At 69.9% G+C, this 21427-nt stretch carries 14 protein-coding genes; 4 read left to right on the top strand and 10 right to left on the bottom strand.

What is annotated here, in order from left to right:
- Positions 1-20: 20 nt before the first annotated feature.
- The 3 genes from hutF (at position 21) to argE (ending at position 4243) form a co-directional block, all read left to right on the top strand.
- Positions 21-1409, top strand: coding sequence for a formimidoylglutamate deiminase (gene hutF / locus FMP39_RS01445; protein ID WP_141588240.1), 1389 nt, complete (start codon positions 21-23; stop codon positions 1407-1409).
- 105 nt (positions 1410-1514) lie between these two features.
- Entirely contained in the window at positions 1515-3026 is a 1512-nt protein-coding gene (locus FMP39_RS01440) for a hypothetical protein (protein ID WP_228557562.1), read from the top strand.
- 74 nt (positions 3027-3100) lie between these two features.
- Entirely contained in the window at positions 3101-4243 is a 1143-nt protein-coding gene (gene argE, locus FMP39_RS01435) for an acetylornithine deacetylase (protein WP_011551133.1), read from the top strand.
- Positions 4244-4322: 79 nt separating this feature from the next.
- On the opposite strand, the gene mfd is transcribed toward argE, so the two are convergent.
- Positions 4323-7889 carry a transcription-repair coupling factor gene (mfd, locus tag FMP39_RS01430; protein WP_141588238.1) on the bottom strand — a complete coding sequence of 1189 codons (3567 nt, stop codon included), beginning with the start codon at positions 7887-7889 and terminating at the stop codon, positions 4323-4325.
- 271 nt (positions 7890-8160) lie between these two features.
- Between mfd and FMP39_RS01425 the strand changes: the two genes are divergently transcribed.
- On the top strand, positions 8161-9600 hold the full coding sequence (locus FMP39_RS01425; protein ID WP_141588237.1) for a PAS domain-containing sensor histidine kinase: 1440 nt from the start codon (positions 8161-8163) through the stop codon (positions 9598-9600).
- A gap of 21 nt (positions 9601-9621) precedes the next feature.
- On the opposite strand, the gene FMP39_RS01420 is transcribed toward FMP39_RS01425, so the two are convergent.
- The 9 genes from FMP39_RS01420 to FMP39_RS01380 form a co-directional block, all read right to left on the bottom strand.
- Positions 9622-9936: a hypothetical protein gene (locus FMP39_RS01420; protein ID WP_141588236.1), complete on the bottom strand. Its 315-nt coding sequence runs from the start codon at positions 9934-9936 to the stop codon at positions 9622-9624.
- Positions 9937-9988: 52 nt separating this feature from the next.
- Positions 9989-10318 (bottom strand): cytochrome c, encoded by a 330-nt coding sequence (locus tag FMP39_RS01415; RefSeq protein ID WP_141588235.1) that lies wholly within the window; start codon positions 10316-10318, stop codon positions 9989-9991.
- Positions 10319-10424: 106 nt separating this feature from the next.
- Entirely contained in the window at positions 10425-11069 is a 645-nt protein-coding gene (locus FMP39_RS01410; RefSeq protein WP_141588234.1) for a Tfp pilus assembly protein FimT/FimU, read from the bottom strand.
- 1 nt (position 11070) lies between these two features.
- Positions 11071-12276 carry a PilW family protein gene (locus FMP39_RS01405; RefSeq protein WP_141588233.1) on the bottom strand — a complete coding sequence of 402 codons (1206 nt, stop codon included), beginning with the start codon at positions 12274-12276 and terminating at the stop codon, positions 11071-11073.
- Complete coding sequence (locus tag FMP39_RS01400; protein ID WP_141588232.1) at positions 12273-12809, bottom strand: hypothetical protein; 537 nt, start codon at positions 12807-12809, stop codon at positions 12273-12275. The genes FMP39_RS01405 and FMP39_RS01400 overlap by 4 nt, the downstream gene beginning before the upstream one ends.
- Positions 12806-17176 carry a pilus assembly protein PilY gene (locus FMP39_RS01395; RefSeq protein WP_141588231.1) on the bottom strand — a complete coding sequence of 1457 codons (4371 nt, stop codon included), beginning with the start codon at positions 17174-17176 and terminating at the stop codon, positions 12806-12808. The genes FMP39_RS01400 and FMP39_RS01395 overlap by 4 nt, the downstream gene beginning before the upstream one ends.
- Before the next feature lie 75 nt (positions 17177-17251).
- Complete coding sequence (locus FMP39_RS01390) at positions 17252-17971, bottom strand: hypothetical protein (RefSeq protein WP_141588230.1); 720 nt, start codon at positions 17969-17971, stop codon at positions 17252-17254.
- A gap of 264 nt (positions 17972-18235) precedes the next feature.
- A complete protein-coding gene (locus FMP39_RS01385) occupies positions 18236-19930 on the bottom strand; it encodes a hypothetical protein (RefSeq protein WP_141588229.1) in 1695 nt (564 codons plus the stop codon).
- 90 nt (positions 19931-20020) lie between these two features.
- A complete protein-coding gene (locus FMP39_RS01380) occupies positions 20021-21367 on the bottom strand; it encodes a bifunctional glycosyltransferase/class I SAM-dependent methyltransferase (RefSeq protein ID WP_141588228.1) in 1347 nt (448 codons plus the stop codon).
- Positions 21368-21427: the final 60 nt, after the last annotated feature.

The raw sequence follows: 21427 nt of genomic DNA, 5'->3' as shown, positions 1-21427 counted from the left end.
CGCTGGCGTAAGTTGCCGGCGTGAGCGACATCACTGTCTATCAGCCGGAGCTCCTCTACACGGGCGGCCGGTTCCATGAAGGGCGCGGCCTCGCGGTGAGCGCCGACGGCCGCATCCTGGCCCCAGAATCCGTCCCCGCGGGCGCGCGCACCGTCGCGCTGCCGGGAAGGGCCTTGCTGCCGGGGCTCGTCAACGGACACTCCCACGCGTTCCAGCGGCTCATCCGCGGGCGTACGGAGTACGTGGCATCGGGCCGGGAGGCGGACGACTTCTGGAGCTGGCGCGAGGCGATGTACCGCGCCGCTGAGTCGCTGAGCCCGGAGGACCTCTACGTCGCCTCGCGGCAGGCCTTCGTGGAGATGGCGCTCGCGGGCATCACCACCGTGGGGGAGTTCCACTACGTCCACCACCAGTCCGACGGCACGCCGTACGCGGACCGCAACACGTTGGCGCACGCGGTGATTCGCGCCGCGCGGGACGTGGGGCTGCGCATCTGCCTGCTGCGCGTGGGGTACGCCCGTGCGGGCTTCGGCGTGGCGGCGAATCCGCGGCAGCGCCGCTTCATCGACCCGGACGTGGAGACGTTCCTGGGTTCGGTCGAGGCGCTGGCCCGCGAGGTGCGCTCCGACGCGGCGGTCAGCGTGGGGCTCGCGCCGCACAGCGTGCGCGCGGTGCCTCGGGAGTGGCTGGCGGCGCTCGCGGGTTCGTCCGTGCGGAGCCTGCCCGTCCACATGCATGTGGCGGAGCAGCCGAAGGAAATCGAAGCCTGTCTGGCGGAGCATGGCCGCAGGCCGGTGGAGTTGCTGGCGGACCTGGGCCTGCTGGGGCCCGGCTTCACGGCGGTCCACGGGGTGCACCTGACGGACGAAGAGGTGTCGCTGTTGGGCCGGGCCGAGGCCACGGTGTGCGCGTGTCCTTCCACGGAGCGGAACCTGGGGGACGGCATCGTTCCCGCGGATGCGCTGGTGAAGGCGGGCGCGCGCATCAGCCTGGGCTCGGACAGCCAGGCCACGGTGGACCTGCTGGATGAGGCGCGACAGTTGGAAGGGCACCTGCGGCTGTCTCGGCTTCGGCGCGCCGTGCTGGACCCGGGCGGAGGCGCCATGGATGGGCTGGCGGCGCGGCTGCTGGACATGGCCACCGTGGACGGCGCGCGGAGCCTGGGGCTCGCCACGGGCGCCCTGGAGGCGGGCGCGCCCGCGGACTTCTTCACGGTGGACCTGCACCATCCGTCGCTCGTGGGCGCCTTGCCCGCATCGCTGCTGCCCGCCATCGTGTTGGGCGCGGAGAAGGCGGCGGTGCGCGATGTCGTGGTGGGCGGACGCGAGGTCGTCCGTGAGGGCAGGCATGCGCTCGCGGAGGAGAGCGGCCGCGCGTTCCAGGTGTTGTCTCGCGCGCTGTACGCCTGAGCGGCAGTCCTCCTCCGATATGGCATTGGGGCGCGGCGCGTTCACCCCGGGAGTTCATTCCCGGAGGGGCCGATGCGCGCGAAGTGGTTCGCGGTGGTGACGTTGATGTGCTTCCAGGTGGGCTGCGCGGCCCGGCAGGGAAGCACCTTCAGTGACTTGTTCATCCCGGATGGCGAGGCCATCTACGAGCGGCCCCTGGAAGAAGTCTGGCCCGAGGTGCGGCAGTTCTTCACGGAGAACAAGCTGCCCTTCAAGGAGGACAAGGGGAGCCTGGTGCTGGAGACGGACTGGCGCCAGGAGTTCGGCGGCTCGAAGATTTCGAGCTTCTGGCACCGGTACATGGTGCTGGGAAAGCGCGAGACGCCGACGAAGAGCAAGCTGTGGATCATCCGCATCACCAAGAGCTCCAGCACTGCGCTGAGTCCTCCGGGCCGTGAGATTGATTGGGGGCCGGGCCGTGGCCTCACAGGCGGGAGTCTTTCTGAACGGCAAGCGGCCGTGGAGACAGAGAGTATGATGGGGGCGACAGGGGGGGGCGCGTCGGACCCCACGCTCAGCGTGGAGGACTGGGAGGCCCGCCTCGCCGCGCCGCGGGGAGAGAACTCCTTCTACGCGGGTTCGGGTCAGGGCTCGCGGGACCTGGTCATGGAGTGGCGGGTGTTCCGCTCCATCGCGCCCAAGCTGATGAAGGAAGAGAACGCGCCCAAGCCGGTGCAGGTGGCGACGACGCCCAGTGCGAACGCGGGCGCGGAGGCCATGGCCTTTGAATGTGGCCTGCCCATCCTGGGGTTGGGCAAGCAGGTGAAGCCAGGTGGCACGTTGCTGCTGGGGGAGATGCACGGCACGCAGGAAGTGCCGCGTTTCGTGGCGCAGGCGTCATGCCAGGTGGCGGTGGCCGGCATGCCGGTGACGGTGGGGCTGGAGCTGCCGCTGGAGAGCCAGACGCGCGTGGGGGCGTTCCTGGAGAGCGCGGGGGCGGAGGATGACTGGCTGAAGCTGATGGAGGCGCCGTTCTGGCGCAGCCCGTACCCGGACGGCCGCAGCAGCGAGGCGGTAGCGAACATGCTGGAGCAGCTGCGCCAGCTGCGCTCGCGCGGGCTGGACGTGGATGTGTTCGTCTTCGACCACCCGACGATGCAGGGGCAGGCGCGCGAGGACGCGATGGCGGCGACGGTTCGGCACCACGTGGAGTCGGGCCCCCAGCGCTTCCACATCGTCCTGTCCGGCAACATCCACTCGCGCACGAAGAAGGGGCTGCCCTGGGACAAGTCCTTCCGGCCGATGGGGCTGGTGCTGAAGGACGAGCTCGACAGCGTGGTGGCGCTGGACATGGCGTACAACAGCGGGTCGGCGTGGATTTGCGCGGTGGACCGCAAGGGCGTGAAGGACCGGCTGGATTGCGGCGTGCGTGACGCGAAGGGGCGGGACAACGGCGACCGCTTCTTCGTGCACACGTGGGGCGGAACGAACGATGACGGCTACCACGGTGTCTTCTACGTGGGAGCGGTGAACGCGGCGGCGCCCGCGGTGCACAAGGGCCTGGGGCGGCCTGGAGCGGGGGATAACTCGCTGTCTCCGCTGGAGGAGGCCGCGCCCCAGGTGGCGTCCGTTCGCTGAGTAGACATGGGGGAGGGAAGGGCCTTCCGGGGGCTGGCGTGCCGTGGCATGACCCGTCCCTGGAGGTCTTACCCATGAGTGACACGCTGCCCGCGCTGCGGGCCACCCTGACGGAGTTGGTGGCGATGGACACCACGTCCTTCCGCCCCAACGTTCCGCTCATCGACTACGCGCAGGCGCGCCTGGAGGCCGCGGGCTTCAGCGCGGAGCGCCAGAAGTTCCTGGACGACGCGGGCGTGGAGAAGGTGAACCTCGTCGCGGTGAAGGGCGGTTCCGGCTCCGGCCGCGCCGCGCTGGCCCTGGTGGGGCACTCCGACTGCGTGCCCTACGACGCGGCCTGGACGGACGCGCTGCGGCTGACGGAGAAGGACGGGCGGCTCTACGCGCGCGGCGCGTGTGACACCAAGGGCTTCATCGCCTGCGCGCTGCACGCGGCGTTGAACGCCGAGCAGTTGAAGGCCCCGCTGATGGTGGTCCTCACCGCGGACGAGGAAGTCGGTCTGACGGGCGCGAAGAAGCTGGTGGAGGCGGGACTGGGCCGCGCGCGGCACGCGATTGTCGGCGAGCCCACGCGCCTCATTCCGGTGCGCGCCAACAAGGGCTACTGCCTGGCGGAGGTGGAGGTGCGGGGGAAGGAAGGGCACAGCGCGTACCCGGACTCGGGCGCGTCGGCCATCTTCCGCGCGGGCCGCTTCCTCCAGCGCCTGGAGCACCTGGCGCTGACGGTGCTGCGCGAGGACCTCGACGAGGGCTTCCAGCCGCCCTTCACCACCGTGAACGTGGGCGTCATCCAGGGCGGCAAGGCGAAGAACGTCATCCCCGGTGCCTGCCGCTTCGTCGTGGAGTGGCGGCCCATTCCCGGGCAGCCGCCGGAGCGCGTGTCTCAGTTGCTGGAGACCATCCGCCAGGAGCTGGTGCGGGACGAGCCCGCCTTCGAGGCGCAGATTCGCGTGGTGCGCACGGACCGGGGTGTGAATACGCGGGCGGACGCGGAGGTGGTGCGCTTCCTCGCGGAGGCCAGCGGCAACGCGCCGGAGACGGTGTCCTTCGGGACGGAGGCGCCGCAGATGACGGAGCTGGGCGCGGAGGCGGTGGTGTTCGGCCCCGGCGACATCCGCGTGGCGCACCAGACGGGCGAATACGTGCCCGTGGAAGACCTGGTGCGCTGCGAGGCCGTCCTGGCTCGCGCCGTGGCCCACTTCTGCGGCGGGCGCTGAGCCTGAGTGACTGCGCTTGGGCGGAAGCACCCGCCTCAGCGCACGGCCTCGGCGGCGGAGCGGCCGCCGAGGTCCGCGCCTACGCCTGCGGCAGTGCGCAGTGGCTCAAATCCCTCAGCACCTTCTTGGCCTCGGAGATGAGGTCCTGGCCACTGGCGCCCTGTGGCGCGCGGGCGATGAGCTTCATGTCCGGGGTGAGGCGGTAGACGCCCTTGGAGCGCTGCACCAGCCCCGCCACCTTGGGGCCATCCAGCAGCGCGTCCGCGCCCAGCGTCACCACCAGCCGGGTGGTGCCCACCTCCAGCCCGCGCAGGCGCAGGTCGCGCATGTCGATTTTCAGCAGCGTCAGCTCGGACAGGTGGTCCACCTCGTCCGGGGCTTCGCCGTACCGGTCCACCAGCTCGGCGCGCAGGTCCGTGACTTCGTCCGGGTGGCTGGCCTGGCTGAAGCGCTTGTAGAAGACGAGCCGCTGGTGGACGTCGCTGACGTAGTCGTCCGGGATGAGCGCCGGCATGGGCAGCGTGACGTCCGGCTCGATTTGCACCTTGGGCGGCTGGCCCTGCATCTCCGCGACGGCTTCCTCCAGGAGCTGCGCGTACATGTCGAAGCCAATCTCTGCGATGGCGCCCGACTGCTTGTCGCCCAGCAGGTTGCCCGCGCCGCGAATCTCCAGGTCATGACTGGCGATGGAGAAGCCCGCGCCCAGCTCGGTGAAGTTCTGGAGCACCTCCAGGCGCCGCTGCGCGTCCTTCGTCACCGCGCGCCGCGACGGCACCAGCAGGTACGCATACGCGCGCTCCTTGGACCGGCCCACGCGGCCACGGAGCTGGTAGAGCTGCGCCAGGCCGAACTGGTCCGCCCGGTTCACAATCATCGTGTTGGCGCTGGAGATGTCGATGCCACTCTCGATGATGCTGGTGCACAGCAGCACCTGGTACTTCTTCTCCGTGAAGGCGAGCATCACCTTCTCCAGTTGCCCTTCGCCCATCTGCCCGTGCGCCACGCCGATGCTGACCTGGGGAACCAGCGCGCGCAGCTGCGTCTCGATGGAGGGCAGCGACTCCACGCGGTTGTGGACGAAGAACACCTGTCCGCCGCGCGCCACCTCGCGCTCAATCGCTTCCTTCACCACCGTGTCCTCGTACTTCATCACGAAGGTGCGGATGGCCCGGCGGTCCTGCGGCGGCGTGGCGATGATGCTCATGTCGCGCACGCCTGACATGCTCATGTGCAGCGTGCGGGGAATGGGCGTGGCCGTCAGCGTGAGCACGTCAATCTGGGAGCGCCACTTCTTCAGCGACTCCTTCTGCTTCACGCCGAAGCGCTGCTCCTCGTCGACAATCATCAGGCCCAGTTCCTTGAAGGCCACCTCGCCGCCCAGCAGCTTGTGCGTGCCGATGAGGATGTCGACCTTGCCCTCCTTGGCGCGCTTGAGGATTTCCCGCACCTCTGGCGCCTTCTTCATCCCGGAGATGACCTCCACCGTGACGGGGTAGTCCGCGAAGCGCTTCTTGAAGGACAGGAAGTGCTGCTGCGCCAGCACCGTGGTGGGCACCAGCACCGCCACCTGCTTGCGGTCCAGCGCGGCCTTGAAGGCGGCCCGCATGGCCACCTCCGTCTTGCCGTAGCCGACGTCGCCGCAGACGAGCCGGTCCATGGGCTCCGGCTTCTGCATGTCCGCCAGCACGTCCTCAATCGCCTTGGCCTGGTCCGGCGTCTCCTCGAACTCGAAGTCCGCTTCGAACTGGGCGAAGTACCGGTCCGGCGCGCTGAAGGCATGGCCGGGGTGCGCCTTGCGCGCGGCGGCAATCTGGAGGAGCTCCGCCGCCATCTTGAGCAGCTGCTCCTTGACGCGCTTCTTCGTCTTCTCCCAGCTCGTGGTGCCCAGCTTGTCCAGCTGCACCTGCGTGGGGTCGCCGCCGGAGAACTTCTGGATGAGCCGCATGCGGCCCACCGGCAGGTAGATTTTGTCCCGGCCCGCGTACTCCAGGACGAGGAAGTCCCCGGGAACGCCGTTGACCTCCATCTTCGTCAGGCCCGAATAACGGCCGATACCGAAGTCGGTATGGACGATGAGGTCGCCTTCCTTCAGGTCCCCGAAGCCGGAGCCGAACGCGTCCAGCTTCTTGCTGCGCTTGGGACGCCGGCGCGCGCGCGCGCCGAAAATCTCCTCGTCCGCCAGCACCGCGAGCCCGCCCGGCCCATCCACGAAGCCGTGGCTCACCTCGCCCGTGAAGAGGTGCGCGCGGATGGAGGGCTCGTACAGCGCCACAGCGTCTTCCAGCGGCTCCGTGTGGACCTTCACCATCACGTTTCGGTCCATCAGCAGCCGCTTCAGCCGGTCCGCCTGGCTCAGCGTGCCGCACGCCACCACGCAGGCCACGCGCAGCTCGCGCCAGCGCTCCAGCCGCTCCACCAGCGGGGACAGCGCGCCCTCTTCACCGTGGTGCGCCAGGATGGCCTCGCGCAGGTCCTGGGTGCCGCCGAAGCTGAAGTGCACCGGCGGGCGCTCTGTCTGCACCAGCGACAGCCCACCGCCCTCCAGCACGCGGAAGGACTGCAGCCGCTGGTTCACGTCCTCACGGGAGAGGAAGTGCTCCAGCGGCGGACAGATGAGCTCCTGCCGGGCCTCGGCCGCGCCGTGCGAGCGCTCCAGTTCCTCCCACAGCGTGTCCGCCGCGCGGTCCTGGCCCAGCGGGTCGTCCAGGTAGATGACGGGCGCCTCGGGGCTCCAGTCCCGCAGGAAGTCGAACAGCGTGGACAGCCCGCCCTCGAAGAAGCCGGGCAGCAGGCCCTCCATCCCGAAGCCGGGCAGGCCTTCGCGCAGGGCATCCAGCTGCTCGCGCAGCTTGATGGTGGGCAGGTTGATGCGGTCGGCCACCGCGCGGGCGGCGGACTCGGCGCGTGGGCGCGTCTCGTCGGTGAGCAGCACCTCGCGCGCGGGGACCAGGTCCACTTCCTTCAGCGCGTCCACCGTGCGCTGGGACTGTGGGTCGAAGGCGCGGATGGACTCGATGGTGTCGCCGAAGAACTCCAGGCGGACGGGCTTGTCGTAGAGGGGGCTGAAGACGTCCAGCAGGTCGCCGCGCACGCTGAACGTGCCCACGTCCTCCACCAGGGGGCTGTTCTGGTAGCCCATGCGCACCAGCCGGCGCGCCAGCGAGTCCCGGTCGAAGTCCTGCCCCACGGCCACTCGCGCGGCCAGCGCGCGCATCACCGCCAGCGGCAGCACCTTGCGGTGCAGCGCGCGCACCGACAACACGAGCGCGGGGAATCGCGTGCCCTGGCCCAGATGGAAGAGGGCGCCCAGCCGCTCCGTGACGGCCGCCGCGTCGGGAGACACCTCGTCGTAGGGCAGCACCTCGTCCGCGGGCAGCCGCAGCACGCGCGGCGCGAGCAGGCTGCCCTGGCCGCCCAGGAAGAAGGACAGATCCGCGGCGAGCGCGTCGGCGGCTTCCTCGTCCACCGCCACGCAGACCAGCGGCGCTCTCAGCGCGCCATGCAGGCGGGCGAGCACATGCCCGCGCGCTGCCCCCTTGAGCCCTTGCGTCCGGACGCGCTGCCCCGCCCGAAGTCCGTCAACCACCTGGGCGAAAGGGTCGCCCGCCGCGCCGCCGTCCTGCGTCTGTGTGAAGGAAGTGTCCATGAGTGGACCCTGAGGGCCCCAGGGTAATTAGGAGTCTCACCCTGTCAGGTCAACGACTGAGCGCTTCGGCTGTCGAGCGAAACAGGAGAAATCGGAAGCTCTGGTTAGCTCGGGCACTGTTCAGCCACCCCGGGGACCGGTTGGCCCCACCCCCTGCTGCGGGGTTAGGGTGGCTCACAACGGCAGCATCGGGGGCCACGCCGACATGTCATCTGGCCGTGGAATCAACAGGTGCCAGGGCACCGAAGGGGACGAACCTCTTTCCGAGGCGGTGGTCGTCTTGCGGAGCGTGCGCTCCGCGGTCGGCAGCATCGTCGACTTCGAGTGTGTCTCCGCCAACGTGCAGGCGGAGCGTTGGCTCGGCGGAGAGGAGGGCAGCCTGGTGCACAACCGGCTGCTGGAGGAAGCGCCGTGGGCGTGGGACGGCGGCCTCTTCAGTGCGTGTGTCCGCGTGGTGACACGCCGCGCGCCAGAAGTCGCGCGGGTGTCCCGGCAGTCGCCCATGGGCACCGTGTGGCTCCTGGCGCGCGTGTCCCCGTGTGACGACGGCGTGGTGCTCTTCCTGGAGGACCTCACCGAGCGCATGGCCGCGGAAGAAGCCCTGCGGCGCGACCATGACCTGCTGCACGCCGTCATCGAGAGCGCCACCGACGCCATCTACGTGAAGGACGTGTCGGGCCGGTACATCCTCATCAATCCCGCCACCGCGAGCGCCTTCCACCGGGCCCCGCGCGAAATCCTGGGCCGCACGGACGCGGAGCTGCTGGGCGCAGACCGGGCCGCGCCGACGCTGGCGCACGACCGCGAGGTGATGAGCTCCGGGCACACGGCCACGTACGAAGGGGCGGAAGGCGGCCCGGGGACGGACCGCATCTGGCACACGACGAAGGGCGTGCTTCGCCGCGGAGACGGCACCGTGTACGGCCTGTTCGCCATCTGCCGGGACGTCACCGCGCGGCGGCGCCAGGAGCTGGAGCGCGAGGAGGAGGCGCGCTTCCAGGAGCGCTTCATCGGCGTGCTGGGCCACGACCTGGGCAATCCACTGGCCGCGGTGCGGCTATCCTCCGCGGCCCTCCTGGCCCGGGACACGCTGCCCCCGGAGGTCCGGCGCGTGGTGGCTCGCATCGACGGGAGCGCCGAGCGGATGGCGCGACTGGTGAAACAGCTGCTCGACTTCACGCGCGCCCGCATGGCGGGTGGCATCCCGCTGCGTCCCCATGAGGTGTGCATGGAGGACGTGTGCCGGCGCATCATCTCCGAGCTGGAGCCCGCGCATCCGGAGTGCTGCGTCCGGTTGGAGGTGGACGGCGAGTCACGCGGCATCTGGGACGAGGAGCGCCTGGGACAGGTGCTGTCGAACCTGCTGGGCAACGCGCTTCAACACAGTCCGGAGGGGAGCTCGGTGCGGGTGCGGCTGGCGGCGAAGGACTCGCTCTTCCAGCGCGTGGAGGTCCACAACGGTGGGCCGCCCATCCCGGAGTCGTTGCGCCCGCGGCTCTTTTCGCCGTTCCACGGAGTGCCCCCCGAGCCGGGTCAGCCGAAGCCGAAGCACCAGGGCCTGGGGTTGGGGCTCTACATCGTGTCGCAAATCGTCACGGCGCACGGAGGCTGGCTGGACGTGGCGTCGTCGGCGGACACGGGGACCTGCTTCTCGGTGACGCTGCCTCGCGTCACCCGGCCGTTGGGTGGGCCGCCAGGCAAGACTGCCTGAGGCCCGGCCCGTGGCCTGCTGCTAGCGCTGGCCGAACTTCACGGCGGCCTGCAGGCGGATGACGTCCGTCAGCGCGCCCGGGTCCACCAGCTCCATGGCCGCCTGCTGGGACAGGCCGGCGTAGCGGCGCTTGCGGTACTCCTCCTCGTCCTCCTCACCGCCGCCCTTGTCGCCCTTGTCGTCACCGCCCTTGCCGTCATCCGGGCGGAGGGACAGCGACTGCGCCGGGGACACCCCCTTCTCGATGTGCACCGACGAGAGCGCGTCCGCGCGCAGGGAGGTGAACAGGCTGGCCATGGAGAGGCAGAAGACGACGGCAACGGTGAGGTTCTTCATGGGGGGGCTCCGTTTCTCTTGCGGAGGATGACGCGCGGCCTCGAACGGAAATTCAAGGGGCCGTCGGCGCCTTCATGGTGCGGATGTATCCCACCAGTGCGTCAATCTGCGCTGGGGTAAGCTTGTCCTTGAAGGGCTTCATCTTGCTGTTCCGTGGATCGCCGTCGGCAATCACCTTGCGGATGTCGGCGTCCGTCCGGGACTGCTGCCAGGCGGGCCGGCTCATGTCGCCGATGGACTCCTTCTGGCCCATCTTCGTCTGCGCCTTGCCGTCACCGCCGTGACACACGGCGCACTTCGCCTTCCACACGTCGGCCACGGCGTCCGCGTGGGCGCCGGTGGCTCCACCCAGGCTCAGGACCAGGACCAGCCGCTTCATCATCGTCGGGGGCTCCTCGCGGACGGCATGCCGGGCCCTGGGCCCGGGCCCCCGAGCATACGCCGAAGGGGCCCGTTCGCACGCGCGACGGCGGCGGTGCGGACGCCGCCTACTGGCAGCCTGCCGTGGAGGCGTGCTTGTCACAATCCACGGGGCGTACGGCCGCCGTCAGGCCATCCGCCTGGAATACTAGCTCTGGTTTCCAGTCCGGCGCTTCGAGCGACCCCCTGTTGCGCAGGAGGATGAGCCGCTCCGTCGGGGGCAGCGGGGCGTTCTGTTCGCACACCCTTCCGCCGGGCGCCGGCGGAGCCACGACGGGCGCGCCGGCGCCGGGGTTGCCCAGCCAGCACAGGCCCACCAGCAGGTTCACGTCGAGCTTCGGCGGGATGACCAGCTCCGGCCCCAGCTCCGCGCATTCGCAGCCGCCCACGCCGCAGGCGTTCTCCTGGCACGCGGGCATGGGACACACCGTGCCCCACGCATCACTGCATGCCAGTGCCTCCCAGCGCATGCGCGTCACCTGGACGCCCTGCTCATCCATGACGCGCGTGCCCAGCCGCACGGGCTGGTGGGTCGCGCGTGCTTTCTGACGGGCCTCCTGCATCATCAGCACCAACTCGCGCTGCGCGGCGCTGAGGCGCTGGCGCTCCGTCATGCCCTGGAAGCTGGACACGGAGAGGGTGGCGAAGAGGCCAACCAGGGCCACCACGACCATCACCTCCAGCAGCGTCATGCCTCGGTTGCGTGGCCGCATGTCAGCCCCCCGTTCCCACGAACGCGAAGTTGCGAGGCGCCAGGCGGATGACGCTGTGCCGGCGCTTGTAGCCATCCCGGAGGTTGCCGTCGTCGTCTCGCGCTCCGGGCGCTTCGTTCCCCGTCAGCTCGGCGCGCTGCGAGCGCGCGGTGATGGACAGCTCCACCACGCGCATGTGGCGCATCAGCTCGTCACCCGCGCTGCCCGGGCCGCGGTCCGGCGGAACGGGCACGCCCGGGTCCCAGGCCCAGGAGATGTGCGCGGCGCAGGTGGCCTGGGTGCAGGTGGCCAGCGAGGGGCGTCCGGTCTCCGCGTCCGGGAAGAAGCGCACGGGGGCGCCGGGGAGCGCGTTGGGCGCATTCACGCCCAGCCGGACCTGCAACTGCTCGATGTCCTGGGACACCGCGGTGTAGCCCGCGGGCCCCATGGGCCCATCCGCGTCCAACTCCAGCACGGGCGTGCCGCCGGGCCAGTTCACCCGGTAGCTGCGGCTGGTGAGTGGGAGCAGGTACATGCCTCCTTCGCGCGGCCCCCGTGTGCCAAGCCAGGGCGACTCGGGAAGCGTCACGGCGTCGGGATGACAGTTGCCGTCGGCGGGCGCGGGCCGGCCTGGGATGGCGGGCGTCCACTCCACGCCTTCCGCCACGAGGTTCGTCACCTGCCCCACGCAGGCCCAGCCCCGCTCGTCTTCCGTGCCCGGGAACACCACGGCGATGACCGCATTGTCCAGGAAGGCGGGCGGCAGGCCTCCGATGCACAGCGTGTCCTCGAACCAGGCCGCGGTTGCCGGCAAGGGACACTGCTCCAGCAGCACCATGCGCGCCGGGTCCGTCTCCCAGACCTCCAGGGCATCCGATAGCAGCGCGGCGTTGGCGGGTGGGACGAAGGTGGCGTCATTCGGGAAGGTGGCCTGGGGCCGGGCCCACACGGCGTAGAACAGGTCTGCTTCGCCGGCGGGAGTCCGGCCGCCGGTGAGGGAGACGCTGCCGATGCCCGCGCCCGCCCGTTGCACGCCGAACGCCATCAAGTCACGCGCGGCCCGGCCCTTGTTCTGTGTCTCCATGATGCGCTCTTCCAGCAGGCCCCGGCGCTGGAGGTGGACGCTCACGCCAATGGCGGTGGCGAGCACCACCATGGACATCGATGCGGCCACCATCAGCTCGATGAGCGTGAAGCCGCGCGGCGTCGTCGAACGAAGTCGCTTCATGGCGCCATCCGGGTCTGCAGGGCCACCGCGCGGCGGGGCGCACCGGGCTCTTCCATCCAGCTCACGGTGACGCGGACGTTGACGACCTGGTGCAGGGCCAGGTTGCTGGTGTGGGGAAGCGGGATGGCGCGGTTCAGCGCGGGCTCGCCTGTCTCGGCGCCCTCGAAGGGTGGGTCCACGTCCAGCGTCAGCGTGTAGGCCATTTGCGGCGTCGCGCCCGGAAGGGGCGGCGTCTCCGTCATGCGGCCATTGGCGGACCACCACACGTCGCGCCTCGTGTTGTCGAGCTGCTTGATGTTGACGCAGGGGTCGTTCAGCGGCTCGCCCACGCAGCGGAGGTTGACCACGCGCTCCAGCTCCTGTTCGGCGATGAGGCTCGCCTGGCTCAGGTTGTTGTTGCGGCGGTTGTGACGGGACGCGGTGCCCAGCGTGAGCATGATGCCCAGGATGCCGAGCATGAGCACCGCGGCGGTGGCGATGGTCTCCAGGATGCTGAGGCCGCGCGGATGGGCGTGGAGTCTGCGCCGGTTCATGGCACCACCTCCTGGACGCGTGAGCCGGACTGCACGTCCCAGATGAGGACCCGGGAGCTGCTTCGCGGCGACTCCGAGGTGGGGTTGTTGTACGTCCCGTTCCCCAGCGCGCGCACCTGACCGTTCTTCACGATGAGCAGGTGATTGTCATAGAGCACGGGCGCGTGCGTGCCGTGGCCGTCGATGGGGGTGTCGTTGCCCGCGAGCGCATTGCCCGAGGTGCTGTAGGCGTAGACCCTGCCGCTGGTGGTGCTGTCCAGGTCGCACGCGCTGGCGGCGCGGCCCACGGCGCTGGTGGTGAAGACGCCATCCTGGGTGGTGGAGACGCCGCCCCAGACGACCTGGCCCGCGCCCAGCTCGCGTGTCCATTCGAGGTGCGCGGGGCAGTTGGCGCCTGGACGCGTGGCGGGCACCGGGTCGCGGTCCTCGAAGGCCATCAGGTGATAGCGGGGCCGCGGGTCGGCGGTGTCGTCCGGCTCGTTGGCGATGTCCGGGTTGTTGGCGGTGCCGAAGTACAGCCGCACCCGGCGGGAGCCGCTGTCAGGCACCACCGACGCGGAGATGGTGGAGTAGATGCGCTGGCTGGTGGGGTTGCGGATGCCGGGCACGGCCTGCGCGTCCGCGACGACACAGGAGGCCAGCACCTTGCCCAGCGGCGTGTTCGGCCCGGTGTTCGAGTAGGTGGGGTTGATGCGGTAGATCTTCCCCGAGGTGGACGGGACGTAGATGACGTCGACGTTGCCGTCGCCATTCACGTCCAACGGGATGGGCTCTCCGCCAATGCCTTCATTCGCGTCCGCGGTGGTGCCCAGCGTGACGACGCCCGCCAGCCGCGCCTTCGCGCTGTTGCCCGTCACCTGCGCGGGCAGGCCCGTCTTGAGGTCCATCAGGTAGACGGTGCCCACCGTGCCGGACTCAGGCGAGTAGTCCGTGCCGAACATGGACACCCACTTCTTGCCACCCGCCTGGCCGAAGTCCATGCGCACCAGTGAGGGCGCATGGCGCGAACCGCGTGTGTCGGGCTTGGGCGTGGCGCCGGTGAAGAGCGCCGGCAGCGGGTTGCAGCCGTTGCCGCTGCCCGTGCACGGAATGCCCGCGGACGTGAAGCGGTCCCGCTTCATGTCGAACTCCCACAGGGGCGTGGGGTAGCTCGAGTCCGTGGGGTTGGTGACGTCGAGTGCGAAGAAGACGCTCTGCTTGGGGCCCGTGGCGCTGGCGAGCACCGTCTTCGCGCCCTCGTTCCGGGCGGGGCGGGGACGCCAGGCCTCGTCGGTCTCCCGAGGGTCGTGGCCGGTGTCCGGGCGGTAGTCGTCGCTCCGCAGGTCCACGTCCGCCACGGAGGGCGTGGCGTCCATCGTGGCGCGCTCGGTGGAGTACGCGTCGTTGGCGCGGCGGTAGTTCTCCACGTAGTAGGGCAGCATCTTGAAGGGCAGGTAGGCGAACAGCTCGTTGCCCGCGCCGTAGTCATGGCCGCTGGCGCAACTGCCGGCCCGGCCGAAGTAGCCCTGGTACTCCACGCGGCCTGGCGTGCAGGGGTCATCCCCCGTGCGGAAGTAGCCCGTGCCCAGCGCGTGGAGGTACCCCTGGGTGGTGCCCACGTACGTCACCGTGGGGCGGCCCGTGTTGGCCGCGCTGAAGTTCTCCGTGAACTTCCGGCGCTCCGCGTCCAGGTTGCGGCCTTCGAGCAGCCACGCGGGCACGTTGGGCGGCCCGATGACGGCCGCGGTGGACAGGTTGACGCCGCCCAGCGGCCAGGTTCGCATCCGGTTGCGGATGACCGAGGACTGGCGGTCCTCCCAGCCGTAGAGCCAGTCGCGCAGCGCCACGCGGTCATCCGCGGTGCAGCCGTTGCGGCCGTCCAGGTCATACAGGTACACGCTGCCGTTGCGGCGGGTGCAGTAGGTGTCTGGGAAGAGGGGGCTGGTGGTGTTGGCGCGCGCCATCAGGTCCTTCACGTCGATGGCCTGCTGGTTCGCCGGATTGAGCGTGACGAGCCTGCGCGTGTCGAGCGGCTCGCCGGGGCGGGTCTCCAGCGTGCGCATCAGGTCGCGCATCCACTTGCCGGAGTCCCAGACTTCCTGGGTGGGCTCATAGGGTGCCAGCGTGGCGGGCTCGTAGAGCTTCTTCAGGTAGATGTGGCCCCGGTCGATGGTGTCCGGACGGTTGTCGTAGGTGCGGATGGAGACCTGGTCCACGCCTCCGTCGGCGACCCAGGCGCGCCCGGGCGTTTCATAGACGCCGTGGATGACGGCGTTGGCCATGGGGATGAGCGACGCGCGGCCGTATTCACCGCTGCGCTGCGCTTTGTAGGAGACGTTGATGTTGTGGATGGTGGGCTGGCAGGACTCACCCGGGCTCTCCATCACCGCGCGCCAGCACAGTTGTGTTCCCACGCGGCCCTGCTCCAGGAAGTCCTGCAGGACGGCCGTCTCATTGCGCACGCCGCCGTCGCTGTCCGGGATGGGGACCCGGAGCCAGTTCGGATTGTCGTTGAGGATGTACGTGGGATTCGAGGTGTTGCAGGGCTCCTGGCAGACCTTGCAGTCCAGCGCCACGTCATAACTGATGTCCGGCCTGCGCTGGCCCGTGCCGCCGTCCGGCAGCTTGACGGAGAGCGAGCAGGGCGCGACGCCGCCGCCATCCGCCGCGTAGTAGGGCTGGTCCTCCACGGTGAACGTCACCTCGGTGATGGTGAAGTCCAGGGAGATGTCCGGAGAGATGTCCGACACCACGTCGGAGCGGTAGGAGCCGTTGTTCTGCTTGTTGATGAGGATGACGATGTCGCTGTACGTGCGGTCACCGCCCGCGTTCTGGTCTTCCCAGCCCAGAATCCAGACCAGGGGGTTGTCACGCGGCGCGCCCACAATCGTGTGTGCCGCGCGGCGGTTCACGGAGGGGACATCCTGCGTCTGGTCGAACGGGAAGACGACGCCGCCATAGGCCGGGTCGTTCTCCAGCCGGGGGTACACCATGGGATTCAGCCAGTTGGTGCGGAGGTTCTTCTGCCTCACCACGAGCGGGTCGCTGCCCTGGTGCAGGTCCATGTTGAGCGGCGTCTTGGTGAAGAAGACGTTGATGTCGCCGTGCATCCACAGGTCACACTGCACCTCGCGCCCATCCGTCGTCGGACGGGTGATGAAGCACGAATCCGTGGCCGGGCCGTACACCTGCTCCACGTAGGTGACGAGGAAGAAGACGATTTCACGCCGGCCCGCGAGGCGTCCCATGGGGACGACCTGGTCCTCGGCCTTGGTGATGGCGGCCGTTGTGCTCTTGCCGGTGATGAGGCGGCCCGCGCTGTCGAACGCGCTGGCCTTGTAGTCAGGGATGCCGTCCGCCTCATCGGATTTGTCCCAGGCCGTGCCGGTGCGCATGACCTGGCCGTTGCCGTCGAGCGTCCAGCCCTGACGTGGCGCGAAGCACTCCGCCGATTCCGATTCGTGGCACGACGTCTCGTCGTCGTCCGTGGAAAGGAAGACGAGGTTGCCGATGCCTCTGTTCCCATTGAGCGCATGCCGGGGCTCCAGCAGGTTCGGAATGTGCGGGAACAGCCCCTGGTCGCTGAAGTAGGTGTCGATGATGCCGGAGGTGACAGCGCTCTGCCTCAGGTTGTCGCGTCCGTGGTAGGGGTCATACGCGAGCAGGTCGTTCGCGAAATCACGCACCGGGCGGCCCACCACGCCGCCGGTCGAGGGCCGAGTGGGGTAGTCAGCGCGCCCCTGCCACCTTCGAGGGCCCGTATCGGCGGTGTAACGACTGCCGGCGTTGCACGGGCCCATCAACAGTTCGGGCTCGCGCAGCGTCACCGTCCCCGCGTCGCCCCAGCGCCGGTGGATGAACGTCCGGTTGGGACAGCGGGGCGCCACGCCGATGTAGCGCGTGGGGTTGAGGTTGTAGAGGTCCTCGTGGAAGTCGGGCACGCCGTTGTTGTTCTTGTCCAGCAGCCGGTCGTCATCGGAGTCCTCTCGCGTGCCGTTGTCGTCGATGTATTCGGCGTCGATGAGCTCGTCGTAATAGAACCAGCCCAGCGTGCTGGAGGCGCCGCTGCCCGCGCGGTCATCGACGATGAGCGCGGTGAGCTCCTGCTCGAAGGGCAGGATGATTTTCTCCGGGTCCAGGACGTTGAGGTTGGTGTTGAGCCGCAGCTTGGGCGGGTTGTCATCCGTGACGATGATGGCGCTGGGAATGCCCGCGTCCCTGCTGAAGTCGGGTTGCTTGTCCTGGTCCGTGGTGTCGATGCACAGCGCGAGGCTGTTGGCGCCGCCATCCGTGCCGCCACTGCCCGTGTCGCCGCCGGGACTTTGGGCGAGCACGGCTCCCGCGGCGGCCACGGCCACCGCGGCCATCCAGGTTCGAGTCCAGCGCATGATGTCCCCCCTGGCGGCCGGTGCTTCAGGGCCGCCCGATTCAGGTGCAACGGATTGCGGTCGAAGGCTTGGGAATCAGAATGTCGGAAGGCCGCTGCTGGAGGTGCCGTTGCCCCGGCAGCCCATCTTCATGCCGTAGCCGCACGCGAGCCCTCCCGGGGTGCTGCTGTGCTCCAGGAGTGAGCGGACGATGGTGCGGTAGGGGAGGCCCGGGCCCGGGGGTTGGACCTCGCCCACCGACACCAGCCAGATGCGGCCGTTGGCGTCGGCGTTGCGGTCGGCGTCGTCGTCGTCCTCCACGACGAAGACGCGGAAGGAGACGCTGCGAGCCTCCGGGTAGGCGCGGATGGGCTCGCCCTCCACGTCGTTGATTTCGACGGAGGCGCCCGGCACGGTGTCGTCGATGGCCGTGCCACGCGCCAGCGTGTACGGCGTCTGGGGAATGAGCTCTCGCCAGGGCACGCCGCCCGCGGCGACGTCGGGCAGGCCCTGCTCGGCCACGACCTGCAGGCGCTGCAGGACGTCCTGGCTGTAGCTGCCAACGCCTCCCGCGACGGGGTTGTTCATCATCGCCAGGACGACGGCGCGCCCTTCAGCCATGCCCGCCTCGGCGGCGAAGAGGGCTTCACGCGAGCGGCGCTCATGGGATTGGAGCGTGCTCTCCGTGGTCACCGCGCGGAGGGACACGAGCACGCCCGCGGTGACCAGCGCGATGAGGCCCAGCGCCAGCAGCAGGGTGAACCCTCTCCTCGCGCCAGCGGCGTGTGCGGGCTTGCGGGTCGGATGACAGCGCACCGGGGACTCCTTGCCCTGAAGGGCAGCAGGGAAGCGCAGGTGTCTGTCTCAGCAATCCTCAGGCCCGCTCTCGCGGTGCAGCCATGTCAATGCATCCAGCCGCTTGGCCAGAGGCCTGGGTAAAGCCTGACACGGAATCACACGACACGAATTGCGGACCTCGCAAAACTTGCGAGTCAGCGACAAAGTGGGACGGACCGTGAGGCTCATCCCAGAGGGCGAGGCGGGTGGTGGCTCCGTGACAGTCTCACGGAGCGTCGTGTTTCAGCCGCGCCCGCGAGGCCAGAACGTCACGTCGCGTTCCGGCGCGTTCAACCAGACGGACTTGAGGAAACGCACGGCGTTGCGGTCCGCGGTGTCATGCCGGCTGGTGAAGACATGCGCCGTGCCCAGCAGCAGCAGCACCGCCAGGGATGCCCCCAGCGCGGGCGCCGCGGGCCACGTCTGGCCGGGCTTCCGCGCCAGGCTGACGAAGACCCAGGCGGCGGTGCCCAGCAGCAGCCCCGCCAGCACCCCACCCGTCAGTCCCGCCGGCAGCCCCAGGAAGGTCAGCACGCCGGGCGGGAAGTAGCCCGCGCGCAGCAGCGGCAGCGCCAGGGCGCCCACGGCATTGGAGACGTCATCGGGGATGTAGTTGATGAAGGTGGCCACGCCGGTGGCGACGATGGACACCGCGCACAGGAGCGCGGCCACGCCCAGGGCCCACGTGCCCTGACCGGCCGTGCGCAGGCGCTCCAGGAAGAGGCCGGCCGGCAGCAGGAGGAAGGGCACCAGGCCAGTGAGGTGACGCGGCCCCGTCGTCCAGCCCCACGAGTCATAGGAGAACGAGGAGGTGAAGTACGTGTAGCCCAGGAGCAGGGCCAGGCTCAGCCACGCCAGCGCACGGGCTTCTGGCGACTGGCTCCGGCGGCGCCACACGAGCACCAGCCCTGGCAGCGTCAGCAGGAGGAAGGGCGCCAGGGTGAACAGGCCCCGCAGCGGGGAGAAGAAGGACAGGGCGAAGGCGCGCGGGTCCGGCGTGCGGATGCCCAGGAAGCCGCCAAGGTGCCAGGGCTGGTAGCCCGCGTCGTTGAGGTACTTGTAGCCGCTCGTCAGCGGGTGGCCGAACGTCACCTGGTGGTAGGCCATCAGCGCCACCAGGAAGGGCAGGGCGCCCAGCGTGGCCAGCCCCGCGGCCCGGCCCAGGCGCGCCCAGCGAACACGCGCGGGCGCATCCTGGAAGGCGATGGTGAGCACCGCGTACAGCACCAGGCCGAGCACGCCCAGCGCGCCAGTGTACTCGGCGGCCACGGTGGCGCCCGCGAAGGCGCCCGCCAGGACATAGCCCCGTTCGCGCCATTCGCCACGCGCGCAGCGCCACAGCGCGTAGAAGCTGGCGAAGAGCAGCACCGCCGTCGTCTGGTGGCTCATGAAGAGCAGCGAGTAGCTGAAGGCCAGCGAGCCCAGCCCATACGTCACCGTGAGCGCGTCCGCGACGAGCGGCTCCAGGGACGCGCGCAGGTAGCGGCGCACCAGCCACAGCAGGCCCAGCGTGGGCAGCACGGTGAGCAACAGGCGCGAGAAGAAGACCAGGGGGACTTCGGGCACGGCATGCCGGTGGCCGCCGCCCACCGCGCGCAGCGTGGCGTAGAGGGGCACGGCGGCGAACGACAGCAGCGGCGCCTTGCTGGGGTAGTACTTCCCGTCCTTCACGGACAGGTCTCCGACCTTGCCGTAGTCGTGCAGCGCCTGGTTGATGTGCAGGGTGCCGTACTCCACCAGCGCGCGCGTCTGCCACAGCCGGCACAGCTCGTTGGGCGAGCGCAGGCCCGGGTGGTACGGGAACAGCAACACGTACAGCGCCGCCAGGGCGGCCCACACGGCGCGCGGCGCGCCTCGGGACGGCAGGGGCTGGCGCTCGGGAGTGGGGGCCGTGGTGGGCTCCGGGGGCGCGTCGGCGGGCAAGGGCGTGGAGTTCATGGCAGCGGGGCCCTGCTCTCGGGCGAGGCCGCCTCGGAAGGCGGCTGCGATTCAATGGACAGCCGGGGTGTCACGCGTGGCGGCGGTGCCTCACGCGTCGCCCCCGGTGGCGCGGGCCACGGCGAAGAGGCTCATGCCCACCGGCAGCTTCACGTGCGATTCCGCCCGCGCAATCAGGGGCGCCAGCGTGTCGTAGAGCTTGAGCTGGAGCTTGGGCACCGAGCGGCGGCGCAGCAGGCGGCTGTTGACGAACCATCCCGGCAGGCCGGCCAGGTTCATCCACTCCAGGGTCTCCACCTGGAAGCCGTTCTCCTCCAGCACCGCGCGCAGCGTAGAGGGCGTGTAGCGGCGGTAGTGGCCCACGGCCTCGTCGATGGCGCCGAAGAGCTGCTGGAGCGCGGGCACCAGGATGACCACCCGGCCTCCGGGCGCCAGAATCTGCTTGAAGCGCCGGACGGCGGACGCGTCATCCGGGATGTGCTCCAGCACGTTGGAGAGGACGATGGTGTCCAGCCGCTCCGTCTTGAGCGACTCCCAGTCCGCCAGGGCCACGTCGGACAGGTACGGCCGGATGTGCGGCTTGCCGCGGAAGAGGTTCTTCAGGCGGTCCACGTAGAAGCGGTCCACCTCCAGCGCGATGAGCAGCTCCAGGCCCGACTCCAGCTCGCGGGTAATCGTGCCGATGCCGGCGCCAATCTCCAGCACCCGGCGGCCCAGGTGCTCGCGGAAGCGGCGGCCCAGCCACTGGTTGTAGTGGACGGCGCCGTCCATGCGCTCCAGCGTGGTGTAGCCCTCGTGCTGGTTGTCCGCGTCGTCGCGCACCGTGGCGTAGCGGACCAGCGTCTTGAGCCGGGACAGGTGCGCCGCGGGCGTCCGGCGAGGCACCGCGCCAGGTGGCAGCGTCACCTCGGTGAGGCGGAACAGCTGCGCGGCCAGCTTCACCACCAGCTCCGCGTCCACCGCGTCGTCGTCGCTGGTGAGCGTGACGGAGCGCAGCGCCTCGGTGCGGAAGGCGCGCAGACCGGTGAGCGGGTCCGTCAGCGGCACGTCGGTGACGAAGCGGGTGACGTGGCCCAGGGCCCGGTCCGCCAGCAGCTCCGGCGCCAGCCCCTGCGCCGTGCGCAGGCCGAAGACGGCGTCCGCGGTGTCCGCCTGGATGGGGCGCACCAGCGCGTCATAGACGTCCTGCGAATACGAGGTGTCTGGATCCTGCAGCACCGTCACCGCGCCCGACACCTTTTCCAGCGCGGCGCGGATGGCCGCGCCCTTGCCACCCGGCACCGTGAGGACGTGCACGTTGGGCGAGGAGGCGGCGTCGACGGAGCCCTCTCCAGCGAGGACGACCTCCGCGCCAGGAGGCAACGCTTGGGCGAAGCGGGAAGCGGCAGCCGCGGTGTCGGGCGAGAAGGGGAGGACGAAGGAAAGCGGTGGCGTCACGCCGGGCTGACTAGCACAGCCGGCTCGGCCATGCGCGTCAGTGCCCGCGAAGAAGCGTGG

Origin of the sequence: Myxococcus sp. AB056, assembly GCF_006547365.1 — a bacterium.
Lineage (GTDB): Bacteria > Myxococcota > Myxococcia > Myxococcales > Myxococcaceae > Myxococcus > Myxococcus virescens.
Note: the sequence above shows the minus strand (reverse complement) of the source record. Positions and strands in the feature narration are given on the sequence as shown.

Bases quoted from the DNA above. Each gene is read 5' to 3' on its own strand.
- FMP39_RS01440 (WP_228557562.1), top strand. From the start codon at position 1,515: ATGTGCTTCCAGGTGGGCTGCGCGGCCCGGCAGGGAAGCACCTTCAGT.
- argE (WP_011551133.1), top strand. From the start codon at position 3,101: ATGAGTGACACGCTGCCCGCGCTGCGGGCCACCCTGACGGAGTTGGTG.
- mfd (WP_141588238.1), bottom strand. From the start codon at position 7,889: ATGGACACTTCCTTCACACAGACGCAGGACGGCGGCGCGGCGGGCGAC.
- FMP39_RS01420 (WP_141588236.1), bottom strand. From the start codon at position 9,936: ATGAAGAACCTCACCGTTGCCGTCGTCTTCTGCCTCTCCATGGCCAGC.
- FMP39_RS01415 (WP_141588235.1), bottom strand. From the start codon at position 10,318: ATGATGAAGCGGCTGGTCCTGGTCCTGAGCCTGGGTGGAGCCACCGGC.
- FMP39_RS01410 (WP_141588234.1), bottom strand. From the start codon at position 11,069: ATGCGGCCACGCAACCGAGGCATGACGCTGCTGGAGGTGATGGTCGTG.
- FMP39_RS01405 (WP_141588233.1), bottom strand. From the start codon at position 12,276: ATGAAGCGACTTCGTTCGACGACGCCGCGCGGCTTCACGCTCATCGAG.
- FMP39_RS01400 (WP_141588232.1), bottom strand. From the start codon at position 12,809: ATGAACCGGCGCAGACTCCACGCCCATCCGCGCGGCCTCAGCATCCTG.
- FMP39_RS01395 (WP_141588231.1), bottom strand. From the start codon at position 17,176: ATGCGCTGGACTCGAACCTGGATGGCCGCGGTGGCCGTGGCCGCCGCG.
- FMP39_RS01385 (WP_141588229.1), bottom strand. From the start codon at position 19,930: ATGAACTCCACGCCCTTGCCCGCCGACGCGCCCCCGGAGCCCACCACG.